Origin of the sequence: Gilliamella sp. wkB112 (assembly GCF_001690685.1) — a bacterium.
Lineage (GTDB): Bacteria > Pseudomonadota > Gammaproteobacteria > Enterobacterales > Orbaceae > Gilliamella > Gilliamella apicola_J.
Window position 1 is genome coordinate 95,550 of record NZ_LZGL01000018.1, and the last position, 16,845, is coordinate 112,394.

Annotated in this window: 13 protein-coding genes; 7 read left to right on the plus strand and 6 right to left on the minus strand. The window is 35.3% G+C overall.

The genetic code is table 11. The features are described 5' to 3' along the window. Positions 1-106 precede the first annotated feature (106 nt). Positions 107-658 (plus strand): adenine phosphoribosyltransferase, encoded by a 552-nt coding sequence (apt, locus tag A9G12_RS10020; RefSeq protein WP_065565714.1) that lies wholly within the window; start codon positions 107-109, stop codon positions 656-658. A 77-nt stretch (positions 659-735) separates the two neighbouring features. On the opposite strand, the gene A9G12_RS10025 is transcribed toward apt, so the two are convergent. Together A9G12_RS10025 and nfi are read right to left on the minus strand one after the other, a co-directional pair. Then, entirely contained in the window at positions 736-1,482 is a 747-nt protein-coding gene (locus A9G12_RS10025; RefSeq protein ID WP_065565715.1) for a tRNA1(Val) (adenine(37)-N6)-methyltransferase, read from the minus strand. Continuing rightward, the gene (gene nfi, locus A9G12_RS10030) at positions 1,472-2,143 is read right to left on the minus strand and encodes a deoxyribonuclease V (protein WP_065565716.1); all 672 of its coding nucleotides are present in this window, start codon (positions 2,141-2,143) and stop codon (positions 1,472-1,474) included. Before nfi ends, A9G12_RS10025 begins: the two co-directional genes overlap by 11 nt. A gap of 54 nt (positions 2,144-2,197) precedes the next feature. Here nfi and A9G12_RS10035 point away from each other — a divergent pair, with 54 nt between their 5' ends. After that, positions 2,198-2,779 (plus strand): IMPACT family protein, encoded by a 582-nt coding sequence (locus tag A9G12_RS10035; RefSeq protein ID WP_065565717.1) that lies wholly within the window; start codon positions 2,198-2,200, stop codon positions 2,777-2,779. A 128-nt stretch (positions 2,780-2,907) separates the two neighbouring features. Then, a complete protein-coding gene (locus A9G12_RS10040) occupies positions 2,908-3,402 on the plus strand; it encodes a GNAT family N-acetyltransferase (RefSeq protein ID WP_065565718.1) in 495 nt (164 codons plus the stop codon). Between the two features lie 24 nt (positions 3,403-3,426). On the opposite strand, the gene cfa is transcribed toward A9G12_RS10040, so the two are convergent. From cfa to lolC, 4 genes are all read right to left on the minus strand, one after another. Next, positions 3,427-4,536: a cyclopropane fatty acyl phospholipid synthase gene (cfa, locus tag A9G12_RS10045; RefSeq protein ID WP_065565719.1), complete on the minus strand. Its 1,110-nt coding sequence runs from the start codon at positions 4,534-4,536 to the stop codon at positions 3,427-3,429. A gap of 147 nt (positions 4,537-4,683) precedes the next feature. Next, the gene (gene lolE / locus A9G12_RS10050) at positions 4,684-5,922 is read right to left on the minus strand and encodes a lipoprotein-releasing ABC transporter permease subunit LolE (RefSeq protein ID WP_218056628.1); all 1,239 of its coding nucleotides are present in this window, start codon (positions 5,920-5,922) and stop codon (positions 4,684-4,686) included. A gap of 1 nt (position 5,923) precedes the next feature. Beyond that, entirely contained in the window at positions 5,924-6,640 is a 717-nt protein-coding gene (lolD, locus tag A9G12_RS10055) for a lipoprotein-releasing ABC transporter ATP-binding protein LolD (RefSeq protein ID WP_065565721.1), read from the minus strand. Then, positions 6,633-7,835 (minus strand): lipoprotein-releasing ABC transporter permease subunit LolC, encoded by a 1,203-nt coding sequence (lolC, locus tag A9G12_RS10060; protein WP_065565781.1) that lies wholly within the window; start codon positions 7,833-7,835, stop codon positions 6,633-6,635. Before lolC ends, lolD begins: the two co-directional genes overlap by 8 nt. 160 nt (positions 7,836-7,995) lie before the next feature. Between lolC and mfd the strand changes: the two genes are divergently transcribed. From mfd to A9G12_RS10080, 4 genes are all read left to right on the plus strand, one after another. Next, positions 7,996-11,457, plus strand: a complete 3,462-nt coding sequence (mfd, locus tag A9G12_RS10065) for a transcription-repair coupling factor (RefSeq protein ID WP_065565722.1) — start codon at positions 7,996-7,998, stop codon at positions 11,455-11,457. A 33-nt stretch (positions 11,458-11,490) separates the two neighbouring features. Beyond that, positions 11,491-12,990, plus strand: a complete 1,500-nt coding sequence (locus A9G12_RS10070) for a YdgA family protein (protein ID WP_065565723.1) — start codon at positions 11,491-11,493, stop codon at positions 12,988-12,990. 358 nt (positions 12,991-13,348) lie between these two features. Continuing rightward, positions 13,349-14,863, plus strand: a complete 1,515-nt coding sequence (locus tag A9G12_RS10075) for a YdgA family protein (RefSeq protein WP_065565724.1) — start codon at positions 13,349-13,351, stop codon at positions 14,861-14,863. Positions 14,864-15,263: 400 nt separating this feature from the next. Beyond that, entirely contained in the window at positions 15,264-16,781 is a 1,518-nt protein-coding gene (locus tag A9G12_RS10080) for a YdgA family protein (protein WP_065565725.1), read from the plus strand. Positions 16,782-16,845: the final 64 nt, after the last annotated feature.

A 16,845-nucleotide genomic window follows, 5' to 3' on the forward strand; every position in this document is an offset into this window, starting at 1 on the left:
GCTGTTTTTATAACCATGTTGTAGTTTGCATATTGCAACACTCAAGATCGCCAGTATATAATGAAAGATTGCCAGTCTTATAGTAAATAATTTGAGACCCTTGAAAATGAATCAATTACAAGAAAAACTTACCTTAATCAGAAATAGCATAATTACTATCCCAGACTACCCTAAACCGGGGATCTTGTTTCGGGACATTACTAGTTTATTGGAAGATCCGGTAGCATTTAGAACTTCTGTTGAGTTGTTAATTGATCATTATCGTGATAAAAAAATTGATAAAATAGTTGGCACTGAAGCACGTGGTTTTATTTTCGCAGCGCCAATAGCTTTAGCTTTAGGAGTTGGTTTTGTTCCGGTGCGAAAACCCAAAAAATTACCACGTGAAGTCTATAGAGAAGAATATCAACTTGAATACGGCACCGACAGTCTGGAAATTCATACTGATGCCATCAAACCAGGGGAAAGAGTACTGATTATTGATGATTTGTTGGCAACCGGTGGTACAGTTGCAGCAACCGTAAACTTAGTGCATAAAGCTGGTGGTGTAGCTAAAGATGCCGCCTTTGTAATTAATTTACCAGCATTAGAAGGTAAAACCAAACTTACTGCGATGGGCATTGATTGCTTTACTTTAATTGATTTTGAAGGTAAATAACCCTTTGTTATGGGCACATTGGGTGCCCTGTTTATACGCCTAAATGGCACATTCCAATTTATGTATCTTTTTCAAAATCATTTACGAAACAGATAAAAATCCGCTAATAGCTGCCTAAATGCGGATGAATAACGACCATCATCGTCACGCATACACAACTGCTGTTCCAGAGGATTATTACTTTGCTGACGTGAAAATGCCATTAATGTTAATGAAAAATCCTTGTTAGCATTGTACTTTACTTGCATTATTTGCTGTAAATACAGCTGATTGGATTGGCATAATAACTGAAATTGCGAAGCTAAATGATACGGTAACACTAAGCAAAATACTCCGGTTGGCGCTAATAATCGCTTAACCGCATCAAGTAATTGTTGATGATCCAAACTGGCAGTATACCGGGCTAATTGCCGTTGTGAACTGCGACAATCCACTGCTATATCAAAATAAGGGGGATTGGTAACAATGAAATCGTAATGCATGGCTTGATTAATACGAAATTGCTTAATATCTGCCTGGTAAGCATGTACCCCAACAAAAGGGATTTGAGCAATATTTTGCTGACATTGGTTCACTGCTTGTGCATCAATATCAATGGCGTCAACGCTATGATCCTGATTTTCCAGCCGCTGTGCTAACATCAATGCAATCACCCCACAACCACAACCTATATCTAAGATGCGTTTAGAGTTGGAATTTAAAGGCGCCCAAGCTCCCAGTAAACAACTATCAGTGGTTACCCGCATAGGGCTATTGTCGTGAGCCACAAAAAAACGCTTAAAGGTAAAACCACCTTTTTTTAATTCTATTGATTTACTGGGCATAGAGAAACTTCTTAAATAATGGTTTATTAGAGGCGATAGCATCAGCCCACCGAGTAGGTTCTGGCAAACGATAGCCACGCAAACACTGCTTTACCCATTGCAACGCACTAGCTTGACTAACACGATGGCCTGCTGAAACAAATAAGGGATTACAGTTGTTTTTGCTTTGTAACACCCAACCAATTTGATCTTGTTTATCCATTAATGGGGTAACTTCGCCAACTATTTTAGCTAGTGGTTCATATTGACCACAAAGTCGTTTTTTCGCTACGCCAATGGTGGGTATATTTAGTAACAAACCAAGATGGCTAGCTATGCCTAAACGCCTTGGGTGTGCTACCCCTTGTCCATCCACCAATAATAAATCCGGTTTTTGTTGGATGTGCTGCCACGCGGCTAGTAGAGCTGGATATTCACGAAATGATAAATAACCGGGAATGTATGGAAACTCAGTTGCAATACGGGCGATCTGATAATCAACAACTTTAAACTCAGGATAGCTCAAGACCACTATGGCGGCGCGGGTAATGCTACCCTCTTGTTCAAAACCGACATCGGTACCACCAATCAAACGAACCGACTGACTAAAGTCATCGCTTAATTTGACTTGTTGGCATAACGTTAATTGAGTTTGTTTTAATTGTGCTAAATTAATAGACATTTCGATTCTGTTCAGTATTATTAGTCGCAATAAATTGATTTTACCAGAATTAGCATGCCATATACATTAGCAAACCCGATTGATCTGACTGAAGAAATAAAAAAAAGCCGTTTTATTGTTAATGCCGCTCCGATTAACTCTGCTGAACAAGCAATGGCTTTTATTGCGCAAGTGAGCGATCCCAGTGCTACTCATAATTGCTGGGCTTGGAAGATTGGTCAGCAATACCGTTTTAATGATGATGGAGAACCAACTAGCACTGCTGGTCGCCCTATTTTATCGGCGATTGAAGGCCAAGACTGCGATCAAGTTGTGGTGGTTGTCACCCGTTATTTTGGCGGTATAAAACTCGGCACTGGTGGCTTAATCCGCGCCTATGGTGGCTCCGCCAGCCATTGTTTACAGCAAGCTGAGTTAATCGAACTGATTGCCCGTATTCAACTACAATTTCATTGTTATTATAATGAATGGCCGATCATTGAAAATCGCCTTAAAGAGTTGAACGCAGTGATTGAGAAGCAGGATTTTGACGCTGCTGGCGTTAACGTAAATGTAGCGATTACTCAAAACCAAGCACAATCACTCCAACAAAGCCTTAGTGATATTACTCGTGGACGAGTATTGATAAGTCTATAAGATCTAAATCACATAATGTAAAGATGTTTCAGGAGCGGCATACGTTTCAGTATAAAATAACAAGCATTGCTTGCTTTAAGCAAAGTCATTACAATATTAATTTTACAGCTAATTGCGATTAAATACTTATGATCACCTATACCAACGCTACCTTAGATGATTTACCATTTATTGTTGAAGTTTATAATTCAACCATTGCTAGCCGGATGGTCACCGCTGATACCTCGCCAGTTTCAGTAACAAGTAAGCAAGAATGGTTTGAGCAACATAATCCACAAAATCGTCCCCTTTGGTTGCTTAAATATCAAAATCAACCTTGTGGTTGGGTTAGTTTAACTTCGTTTTATGGTCGTCCGGCTTACAATAAAACCGTTGAAATTAGCCTATATATCCATCAAGATTTTCGTGGTAAAGGTATTGGTCAATTTATAGTAACCGAGATCGAACAATTTGCTTATAAAGCTGGCATTGAAGCCATACTAAGTTATGTATTTGGTCATAATCTACCTAGCATTAAGTTATTTACTAAAATACATTATCAGCAATGGGGATTATTTCCAAAAGTAGCTGAACTTGATGGCATACAGCGAGATTTAATTATTTTAGGAAAACGGCTCAATTGAGCCGTTTTTAGTTATTGTTACAGTTTACCTTGGTGCATCATAACGTTGTTTACGATTTTTAGAAAATACCACTTGCCACAATTGCGTAGTTCTAGCCCTAAAGGTGCCAGCACAACAAAGTAAATAGTATTTGAATATTCGGAATGTTTCGTCAGAATATTTAGCCTTGAGACTTGGCCAACTTTGTATAAAATTAGCATACCAAGCCATGAGGGTTTTATCGTAATCAGGGCCAAAATTTTGCCAATCTTCCATCACAAATTTGCCTTCAGTACCTTTAATCAACTGCGCGATTGACGGTAATACGCCATTAGGGAAGATATATTTATTTAACCAGCCATCATTACCCAAATGTGAGGTATTAGTACCAATTGTATGCAATAAAAACAAGCCACCATCAGCGAGTAAATCATATAATTTGCTAAAATAGGTAGCATAATTTTTATAGCCCACATGCTCAAACATACCAATTGAAACAATGCGATCGTAATGTTCTTGTAAATCTCGATAGTCTTTTAAACTAATTTCCACTGGCAGATCTTTACAACGTTTTTGTGCATATTCTGCTTGCTCTTTAGAAATCGTAATCCCTTTGACTTTACAGCCATATTCCCGCGCGGCAAATTCCGCAAAACCTCCCCAACCACAACCCACGTCCAGTACTTTCATGCCAGATTCCAAACCCAATTTTTTAGCGATTAAATCTAACTTAGCATGTTGAGCTTCATCAAGATTTTTGGCATTTTTCCAATAGCCACAAGAATAATTCAAACCATGGTCGAGCATTTTTTCAAATAGCTCGTTGCCTAAATCGTAGTGCTGACGCCCAACAATATAAGCTCGAGTTTTATTTTGTAAATTAAAAAATAAAAATTGTAATTTAGTCAATAAATCAAACTTGGTACGGACTTTTTTATCTAATTCCGCCAGTAAGATTTGCGTGATTAATTCATCAATTTGTTCACACTCCCATTTGCCTTGCACATAAGATTCACCAAATCCTATTGAGCCTTGTTTTAATATTTGTCCATAGAAACTATTATCTTTGATTTGAATATCCCAAGGCTGCTGTCCATTAATTTGAATCGAAGTGTCGGCCAGTAACTTTTCTATCAATTTTTTTTGATTGCTCATACCAATGCCTTTGTATCAAATATGATCCAATTACTTCAAGTGGGGGAAGGAAATAATATAACGGCAAGATGAAGTAATTAGACGTTAATTGTGAAGTTAATTAACGTCAATGTATTGTTTTATTAATATACTCCTGATTAAAATCAATTAAAAGCTATTTAAAATTCGGGCAGGATCGATTTTACATGCGCGTTTGGCAGGATAATAACTGGCAATTAAACTCAATAACATAGCTGTGATAAACACAATTACAACGTCCAGTAAATGGATCTCCGATGGTAAAAAATCAATAAAATAAATATGACCATTCAGTAATTTATAACCAATTATTGACTCTACAAAGCCCATAATATTGGAAAGTTGCCATGAGAATAACACGCCTAAAATCACCCCTAATAAACTGCCAATTAAGCCAGAAATAACCCCATACCAAATAAAAATATGCCTTATTAAGCGATTGGTTGCACCCAAAGTTTTCAATATGGCGATATCGCGCTGTTTATCTTTCACAGCTATGACTAAGGTGGACACGATATTAAAACAAGCCACACCAATTACCACAATCATTGCTAGATACATGATTTGCCGAATCATTTGAATATCCCGGTACATAAAACCAAAAGAATTTTCCCAGCTATTAAATAATAGATTTTGTTCTAAATTTAATGCGGCTTGACCGATAATTTGATTGGCTTGATACACTTGATTAACATTAACCATTAATCCTGTGACACTGTCACCTATATCTAGTAGCTTTTGAGCATCCGTCAACGGAATTAAGGCCACGTTATTACTTAAACTACCACTTAATTCAAGGATCCCTGTAACCTGTAAACGTACTCTTTTTGGTGGTTTAAGTTGATTCGAACCACTGGCAACCGGGATGAGTAAACTCACCCAACTACCTTCTTTAATCGCTAAAGTTTGAGCTAAACCAGCCCCAATGATTAACTGTTGATTATCCGCGGTAAAGTTTTGCCATTTATCATTTAATACATAATTAGGTAGTGCACTGATATTATTTTCTTGTTGCGGATCAACACCTTGCACTTCAACGGCACCGAGTTTATTACCATTTTCAATTAAACCAGTAAAACTAACAAAAGGTGCCGTTGCTACAATATTACTATTTTTTTGCAATTGTTGTTGCACTTGGCGCCAATCGTCTAAATTACCATAAGGTGCATAAAATTGACCATGTGGCACCACCGACAGCACACGGTTATGTAATTCGCGTTCAAAACCATTCATGGCACTTAAGCCAATAATCAACGCCGCAATACCAATAGCGATACTCAAGGTCGAGATAATCGAAATTAAAGATACCATGCCACTTTTACGGCGCCCCTTGCGGAATTTGATAGCTGTAATTAAAGATAAATTCATACTAATTGTCCATTAACCTACTGTTGGATAATGAACTATCCATTAATTGGCCGTCACTCATAATTAATTGTTTATCCAGCTTTTTGGCTAACGCTAAGTCATGGGTGACCACTAAAAAAGCAGTGCCATGTTCTTGATTCAATTTTACTAGCAGATCAAAAATAGCATCAGCGGTGGATTTATCTAAGTTACCGGTTGGCTCATCCGCCATCACTAACGCCGGATTGTTTATTAAGGCACGGCCGATGGCTACACGCTGACGTTCCCCACCTGATAGTTCAGAAGGACGATGATTGGCTCGTTTAACTAAATTAACCGATTCTAACATTGCCAAGGCTCTTTTTTTGGCTTCATTAGCAGCCACGCCACCAATTAATAACGGCATGGCAATATTTTCTAAGGCTGAAAAATCAGGCAATAGATGGTGAAATTGGTACACAAAACCAATCTCCTGATTACGCAAACGTGCTTTTTGCTGTTCAGATAATTGATTTAGCGGTTGCGATTTGAAAATAATCTCTCCGGAAGTGGGTTTATCCAAACCGCCTAATAAGTGCAATAATGTGCTTTTACCTGATCCGGAACTACCAATAATCGCCAATAATGATTTTGGGTAAATATCAAAAGAGACATTTTTTAGCACTTCTGTAACCATGTTACCTTCTTTATAAGTCTTATAAAGATTTTTTGCTGATAAAAGTTGAGATGAATTATTCATAACGTAACGCCTCAGCTGGTTGAATGTTGGCAGCACGGTAAGCCGGATAAATTGTTGAAATTAACGATAACATAAGCAATCCGATAATAATAAATACAATTTGTGATGGTTCAACCAATGTCGGTAGATGAATACCAGCTAAGGATAAACCTAATATTTGCATAATAGCATTTAAGTTAAAGGCCAGTAACAGTCCCAAAATACTGCCTAAAATTGTGCCAATAACACCAGAACTCGCGCCTTGAATAATGAAAATCAGCATGATTTTAGAACGAGATAAACCTTGAGTCTTCAAAATGGCAACTTCTCCTTGTTTTTCCATTACTAACAAACTTAATGAAGTGATGATATTAAAGGCCGCCACAATCACAATTAAGCTAATCAGCAAGCCCATCACATTTTTTTCCATTTTAATCGCTTGAAATAATTCGCCGCGTTTTTCGCGCCAATCTTTGTAAATTAAACCATCCGGTAATGGAGTTGTGGTAATCGTGCCGATATCTAAAGGTTGATCTAAAAACAGTCGCCAGCTAGTAATAGTGTTGCTTGGATAGCGCAGCAAATTTCTTGCATCTGATTGATTAACATAAACTAATGCTTGGTTAATATCATGATTAACGGCAAAAATACCGCTGATTTTAAATAACCGTTGTGAAGGAATGCGCCCTACTGGCGTAATTTGACTGGCATCGGTCACCATTAACCGAATTTGATCACCTATGGTTACCCCTAATTGTTCTGCTAAACTTTGACCAATAATAATATTATATTGGCCAGCTTGCAGATCAGAAATCGCCCCGCTATATATATAATCATTTATTGGATCTTCATCTCCGGGATTAATGCCCATAAGTGTACTTACGGTAATACTTTGTTCACTTTGTAATACTACATCGCTAGTCACTAAAGGCGCCACGCGGTTAACCCCTTTAATATTGGCGAAACGATCTGCAGGGATGGCATTAAAATCGATTTTGCCTTGAGGGGTAGTTATTTGTGCTTGTGGTAAAAATTTTAAAATATTACCTTGCATTTGATCTTCTAAACCATTCATCACCGATAACACCACGATCAACCCTAGCGATCCTAACATGATCCCAATCATCGATAACCATGAAACAAAACGACCAAAACCGTCACTTTTTTGACCGTAAACATAGCGCAAGCCAATATAAAATACTAATGGACGAAATATTTTTGACATAAACGTATATGACACCTGAAACTTTTTTACAAAGTTTTACTCATTAACTGCAAAGTGCTTATCATACAGGATTAAACTGTTATAGAAAACAACCACGTAATTACGTTATAATCTGTCGCTAAATTTCATAGCGATATTAATAGCATTTATCATGTCAAATACATTGAATATTTCTACCTTAATTCCTAAAAAAACAGATGAAGTCAAACAGTTGGGGCAACTTGTCGGATCTTCATTATCGCTAATCTGTGCGCAAGTTATTGATGCCCATGATGGTTTAGTTGTAATTGTGACTGACGATATGCAACAAACCACCCGCATTCATGATGAATTAAAACAATTCTCCCCTTCCCCAGCAATTTTTTTTCCCGACTGGGAAACTTTGCCTTATGATAGTTTTTCACCACATCAAGACATTGTGTCAGAACGCTTATCTTGCCTTTATCACTTGGCACATTTACAAAAAGGTGCATTGATTTTACCGATCAATACTTTAATGCAAAAAGTGTGTCCACCCAGTTTTTTAGGTGGGCATGTTTTCCTTATGCGCCAAGGTATGCAAATAAGCCGCGAACACTTAAGGTTACAATTAGAAAATGCTGGTTATCGCTCGGTTAGTCAAGTTATGGAACATGGCGAATATGCCACCCGTGGCGCGCTTTTCGATATTTACCCTATGGGGAGTGAAACTCCTTATCGAATTGACTTTTTTGATAACGAAATTGATAGTATTCGCACTTTTGATGTTGAGAGTCAGCGCACGCTTAGTGAAATTCAAGAAATTCAATTACTGCCAGCACATGAATTCCCTTTCGATAAAACAGCTATAGAACTATTCCGTAGTCAATGGCGTGAGAAGTTCCCGGTTAGGTTAGAACCGGAAAGCATTTATCAACAAGTCAGCAAAAACATTTTGCCAACCGGGATCGAGTATTGGCAATCACTATTTTTTGATCAACCATTAACACCGCTGTTTACCTATTTTCAGGCAAACACCTTAATCATTAATACGATTAATATTGAACAATATGCCAATAAATATTGGCAAGATATTAATCAACGTTATGAAAGTCGCAAAGTAGATCCAATGCGCCCACTTTTAGCGCCGGCAGTGATCTGGTCAAAAACGGATGAAATTTTTGCTAATTTTAAATTATATCCACGTATCATTTTAGCTAATGAGTCACTCACTAAAGCTAATAAAAATATTAATCTACCCTATATTGCTTTGCCGGAACTGGCGATTGAGATCCAACAAAAAAATCCATATGCTTTGTTTCAACAGTTTATTGATAATTTTAATGGCAAAATTATATTTTCGGTTGAATCAGAAGGTCGCAAAGAGGCATTACAAGAAATCCTCGGGCGCATACGTATTCATCCCACTACGATCACGAAATTAACTGAATTAGACACGCTTGATAATCGTTTTGCTTTAATGATTGGTGCTAGCGAACAAGGTTTTATCAATCGACAAGATAATTTTGCCTTTATAACCGAAAATGAGTTATTAGGACGACGTATTAATCGGCGTAAAAAAGACAGCAAACAATCCATCAATACTGATTCACTGATTCGTAGTTTAGCGGAGTTAACTCCAGGCAAACCCGTAGTACACTTAGAGCATGGTGTGGGGCGTTATGCCGGATTAACTACATTGGAAACAGGTGGCATTACCGCTGAATATCTTATTTTACTTTATGCTAATGACACCAAACTATATGTACCGGTTTCGTCACTAAATTTGATTAGTCGCTATTCTGGTGGTGATGAAGAAAATGCCCCACTCAATAAACTCGGAACCGATGCCTGGAGCAAAGCTCGGCAAAAAGCGGCGGAAAAAGTACGTGATGTGGCAGCAGAATTGCTCGACATTTACGCCGAACGCGAGAGCAAACCTGGCTTTAAGTTTAAGCAAGATCGTGAACAATACGAACTGTTTAGCCAAGCTTTCCCATATGAAGAAACCGAAGATCAACAAAATGCTATTGGTGCGGTAATTGGTGATATGTGCTCACCACTTGCAATGGATAGACTGGTTTGTGGCGATGTTGGCTTTGGTAAAACCGAAGTTGCTATTCGAGCGGCCTTTTTAGCAGTAATAAATCATAAACAAACCGCCATCTTAGTGCCAACTACCCTACTTGCCGAACAGCATTATGAGAGTTTTTGCGATCGTTTTGCTAACTGGCCAATCCGTATTGAAAGCCTGTCGCGTTTTAAAACAGCCAAGCAACAACAAGAGATCATCCAAGCATTGGCTGATGGTAAAATAGATATAGTTATTGGCACCCATAAGTTATTACAAGAAGATATCAAATGGAAAGATTTAGGACTACTCATTGTTGATGAAGAACATCGTTTTGGTGTGCGTCAAAAAGAACGAATTAAAGCGATGCGGGCTAATATTGACATATTAACCTTAACTGCCACCCCTATTCCACGTACGCTGAATATGGCAATGAGTGGTATGCGTGATTTATCTATTATAGCTACCCCTCCAGCTAGGCGTTTAGCAGTAAAAACCTTTGTTAGAGAATATGATGATCTGGTGATTCGGGAGGCGATATTACGTGAAATTTTACGTGGCGGTCAGATTTATTATTTACATAATGATGTTTCCGATATTGAAAAAGTTGCAGAAAGATTAGCGGAGCTAGTTCCTGAAGCGCGTATTGCTATTGGCCATGGGCAAATGCATGAGCGTGATCTCGAACGAGTTATGAATGACTTTCACCATCAACGTTTTAATCTATTGGTTTGTACCACCATTGTGGAAACCGGTATTGATATACCTAATGCCAATACCATCATTATTGAACGAGCCGACAAATTTGGCTTAGCGCAATTACATCAATTACGTGGGCGAGTTGGACGTTCTTACCATCAAGCCTATGCCTATTTATTAACACCACACCCGAAATTATTAACTAAAGATGCCAAAAAACGCTTAGAGGCGATTGCTTCATTAGAAGATTTAGGCGCCGGTTTTGCTTTAGCAACGCACGATTTGGAAATTCGGGGTGCGGGTGAATTATTGGGTAGTGACCAAAGTGGCCAAATTGAAACTATTGGTTTTAATCTGTATATAGAACTACTCGAAGAAGCAGTCAAATCATTGAAAGAAGGTAAAGATCCGACACTGGAATCATTGCTGAATAATCAACAAACAGAAATAGAATTACGCTTACCAACTTTAATTCCGGATGACTTTATTCCTGATGTTAACACTCGATTATCACTATATAAACGTATAGCGAGTATTGAAACTCTTGATGAATTAACCGAAATCCAAGTGGAAATGCGCGATCGTTTTGGTCAATTACCGGATGCGGTATTGTTTTTACTAGAAACCACTAAAATCCGTTATCAAGCCAAACAACTTGGCATTAATAAAATTGAATTTGGTGACAAAGGTGGTTTTATTGAATTCGGTACTAATAATACCATCTCCATTGATTATTTAATTTCTTTAATCCAAAAAGAACCTAAAAATTATCGTTTAGAAAGTTCAAATAGATTAAAATTGCTTAAATCTGATATACAACGTGTCGATCGCATTGAATATATCAAAAATTTATTGGATACCTTTTCCCAACATCAGGAAAAATAGCAATATTAAATATTATATAAGGAATAAATAAACATGAAAAAAACTACACTAGCTATTGGGGTTGTAGCTATACTGGGGATCGTCTACGTTGGTACCTCATGGTATACAGGTAATATTATTGCTAATAATCTTGATAATGAATTAAATAAAATTACAGAAGCTATTAATAATCATGATCAAGAAAATAATATTGCAATAACCTACCATGATTATCAAAAAAATCTATTTTCAACTAAACTACACCTTACTGTCACACAATCACGGAAAAGTTCTGCTAACACAAAAGAACAGCCGACAAAACTATTTGATGATGAATTAACCATTCATCATGGTCCATTCCCGATTGTAGCTCTATCTTCTGGGACATTTATTCCTCAAATGGCCTGGATTGAATACAAAATGACGGAACAAGCATCACCTGAACTTTGGAAATTAGCAGGTAATCAACCTTTTATAACCGGACATGTTGGTTTAAGTTATTCTAATTATATAAGAGTTAAATTTGTCAATAAGGCGATTTCGGTTAATCAAAAAAATTATAATTTTATTGACGGTAATCTCGATATTTCAGATGGCTATTATACTTTTGAAAGTGATCAAAATTTTTCAAATATGTTAATTAATACTCATTTGGATAAATTTAATTACAGTAAAAAAGATTTTGAAGATTTTTTCCATGCTATTTCAATAAATAACCTTACCATCTCAGCAAAACCAAATCTAGAAACTAATAAGTTTGGCTATGAATTAGGCTTGGGTCATTTTTCCATTCATATAGAAACTAATCAAGGAGATTCATCAAAAGGAGATATTGTTATAGATAATTTTAAAGCGAACGGTACATATGATCAAATAAATAACGATTTAGAACTACAAAGTACTGTAGATAAATTAAAATTTATTCCGGCTTATATGAACAACTCGCTAGAATTCAATAAAATTATTTTTAATCAGACCAAAAAGTTAAATGAATATGATTCTGTTAATGGTGCGTTAAAAGCAAATATTGAATCCATCATATTCAACAAACAAAATTTAGGCTCGATAATAGCTGATCTCGACTTTCAAAACCTTGATAAGAAATTATTTTTAAATTCTGAGAATAAATTTAACGAATCACAGTTTGCCAATGTTTATTTTTCGTTGAATAAATTTAATTGGCATAATGTTGATGGTGATATCACTTTGAGTACTTCTATAAAATTAACTGATAAAGCACAAACATTTTTCGATTTGGATGAACTTGATACACTCAAACTAAAACTTGAAGCACCATATAATGTTTTGGCTCGTATTCAAGCGCAAATGGCCAATTCGAAAAAATCAAATATAACATCGGAAGAAATCAACAAAGCTGACCTGAGCTTACAAATAATAATTGAAATGTTACTACAACAAAATAAAGCGTTTACTTTCAGTAAAGGGGATCAGAAAGGAATATATTCTGACATTGATTATACCAAAGAGTACGGTGCTAAAATTAAAGTTAACGGTGAACTATATAGTAAAAAAGAATTTTTTAATCGCTTTTAAAGCATAAGCTACTAGTTATAGCTTGGTACTAATTTCGCTGTAAGATGACGAAAAGTTTTCACCCAGCTAATTTCTACCACGTATACAATCATTAATTCATTACTTAAAAAAGTTAATTTAATTAAATAGTTAATATTATCACGTTTGATATTAACATTACCTTTACCATTAACTATTTAATCTCTATAAGGCAAAAAGAGCCAAAAAATTATCGCTTAGAAAGTTCAAATAGATTAAAATTGGTAAAATCTGAGCTACAACGTGTCGATCGCATTGAATATATTAACAATCTTTTGAACACCTTTTTCAGCATCAGGAAAAATAACAGTATTAGATATTTTACAAGGAATTAATAAACATGAAAAAAACCCCACTAGCTATCGGCATTGTTGCAGTATTAGGAATTGGTTACGTAGGTACGGCATGGTACACAGGTAACATTATTGAAAATAATATTGATAATGAGCTTAAAGAAATTAATCAACAAATTAATCATTATCAAGAAGCATATAATGTAGCCATAACTCACAGTAATCTAGAAAAAAACATCTTTTCCACTAAATTACATTTAACAGTGACGTTGTCACCTAAAGATGCGGTTGAAGCAGATATCCAACCCAAAAAATTATTTGATGATGATATTATAATTCATCATGGCCCATTCCCAATGGCAGCCTTAGCTAAAGGCACATTTTCCCCGCAGATGGCATGGGTTGAATACCAAATGACAGAGCAAGCAGCTCCGGATCTATGGAAACTATCAGGTAACCAACCATTTATAAGTGGTCATGCAAGCTTAAGTTATCAAAATTATCTGCGCGTAAAATTAACTAATAAGGCTCTTTCAGTAAAACCTGAGGATTTGAATTACCTTAATGCTAAACTCGATATTTCTGAAGGGAATTATAGTTTTGAAAGCGATGCTGATTTTGTAAATTTACAGGTTAACACTCATTTAGATAAATTAAATTATGTTGACACCAATGATAATTTATTTTTATTAAGTAATTTAACTTTATCAGCCAAGCCAAATATAGAAAAAACCATTGTTGACTTTGATCTAAATATTGGCAATCTACAGATAATAGATGGCTATTCAGATATAGACGCTACAGTGAATAATTTAAAATTGAAAGGCAGTGCTAATTACCAAAATAGTGATTTAGAAGTACAAAATAGCGTAGATAAACTTGTATTTAAGCCAATTGACCCTGAACAAACAAAATCAGTCGAAATAAATAAGCTTACTTTAAATCAAAAAAACACATTAAATGAATCTGATACCGTTGATGGTTTGTTACAAGCTAGTATTGATTCTTTCAAATATGGACAACAAAATTTAGGTTCAGGAACTTTAGATTTTGATTACCAAGGGCTTGATAAAAGATTATTTTCTTACAATGAGTTAGATGGTTTATATGGTAATGTGAGTGAAAAAATCGACCATACCGAAACATCTAATATTAAACTTTCATTAAATAAATTCAATTGGCATAATGTGGCGGGTGATATCAATATAAGTGCCAATGTAAAAACTGTTGATATCAATAAAGTTCCGGATGCTCATGATATAGATAAACTTGAAAGTTTTAATTTAAAACTTGATGCACCTTTTGATGTGTTAGCTAACATTGGAGCACAAATAGAAGCTGTTGAAAAAGGTTCAGATGATATTTCACCTCAGCAAATAGAGAAAGCAAAACAATCACTAGGAATGATGTCTCAAATGTTCTTAGGTAATCTTAAATTCTTAACCTTTAAGAAAGATGGTATTCAAGGGATATTCTCAGATGTTGAATATTCACGGGAAAATGATATGATAAAAGTTAATGGTCAAGATATACCTAAAGAGGTATTTTTAGAAGATCTTTAAGTAACAATAATTGAAAATTATAATTCCGCCGGTTTAACTGGCGGAATAAGTCCAAATTAATCCATCTCACGACTTACTTATGCACATCAATTACTTATCACCCAAAGGCGTGTAAACTAATTCAAACCTATTAACTTATATTTAAATCAAAACACCTAACCAATTCGAACAAATATCGATGCCATATTATTTTTATTAGCAATTACTAATGATTATTTAATCTCACTATTCAAAACAGGACCAAAAAATTATCGCTTAGCAAGTTCAAATAGATTAAAATTAATAAAATCTGTGCTATACACATGTCGATCACATTGAATATATTTAAATTCTATTGACCACCTTCTCTCAGCATCAGAAAGAATAATAACTATAGATGTTATATAAGGAATTAATAAACATGAAAAAAACTACACTAGCTATTGGTATTATTGCAGTACTAGGGATCGGTTACGTTGGTACCGCATGGTATACAGGCAATATTATTGAAAATAATATTGATAGTGAGCTTAAAGAAATCAATCAGAAAATTAATGATTATCAGGACAAATTTAAAGTAGACATAAGTTACAGCAAGTTAGAAAAAAACATCTTTTCTACCACCTTTCATTTAACTGTGACGTTGTCACCTATAGATAATTATGGCATTGATTCTCAACCAAGGAAATTATTTGATGATGATATCATAATCCATCATGGTCCATTCCCAATGGCAGCCATAGCTAAAGGTACATTTTCACCACAAATGGCATGGATAGAATACCAGATGTCTGAACACACAGATCCTGATTTGTGGAAACTATTAGATAACCAACCATTCATAAGTGCCCATGCAGGTATAAGTTATCAAAATAATCTGCGAGTAAAAGTAACCAACAAAGCGCTATCGGCTACACCAGATAATTTAAAATATCTTGATGGCTTATTTGTTATTTCCGAAGGTGATTATTCTTTTGAAAGTAATGTTGATTTTGCAAATATACAGGTTAATGCCCATTTAGATAAATTAAAGTATATTGAAAACGCAAATAATTCATTGACATTAGATAATTTAAATATATCCACCAAACCAAATAACAATAAAACTATTGTCGACTTTGACATAAATGTTGGTCATCTTAATGTACAAGATGGTGATTATCGTTATTCGCATTTACCATTAGAAGCTACAGTAGATAATTGCAAAACACAAGGTAGTTTCAATTATAAAAACCATGATTTAAACGTGCAAAATAGCATAGATAAATTGATATTTAAGCAAATAAGTCAGGAACCAACCCAACCAATTGAATTTAACAAACTGGTTTTAAACCAAAAAAATGCCCTAAATACATCAGATACCGTTGATGGTTTTTTTCAACTTAATGTTGAATCAGTTAGTTATGGGCAACAAAACCTTGGTTATGGAACTTTGGATTTTGCTTTCCAAGGACTGGATAAGAAATTATTCTCTTATGATAGTGAAGATGATTTCTATGATGACGTGGATGAAATCGATATGTCTAATATTAAACTTTCATTAAATCAATTCAATTGGCACAATATTGGGGGTGATGTTAATATCAGCGCTGATGCTAAATGGGTCGATATGAAAGAAGCCCCGGACACATATGGTTTTGAGCAAATTGAAAACTTTAATTTAAAAATCGATGTTCCTTTTAAAGTATTGGCTTATATGTTTGCACAAATAGAAGCAGCCAAGAAACAAGAGAATGAAATATCTCAAGCCGTTATCGATGAAAGGATAAAATCTCTAGAAGATCTTTGCGAAAGGTTTTTTAGTGATGCCAAATTTCTTACTTTCAAAAGAAATAATATTTCGGGTTTTTTCTCGGACGTTGAATATTCAAAAGAAAATATTATGATAAAAGTTAACGGCGAAAAAATGCTTAGAGAAGAACTATTTGATGCCTTTTGAGCCATAATAGTTTTAAATTATAGAGCAAATATTACTTATTCCGCTCATTTAAATGGCGAAATAA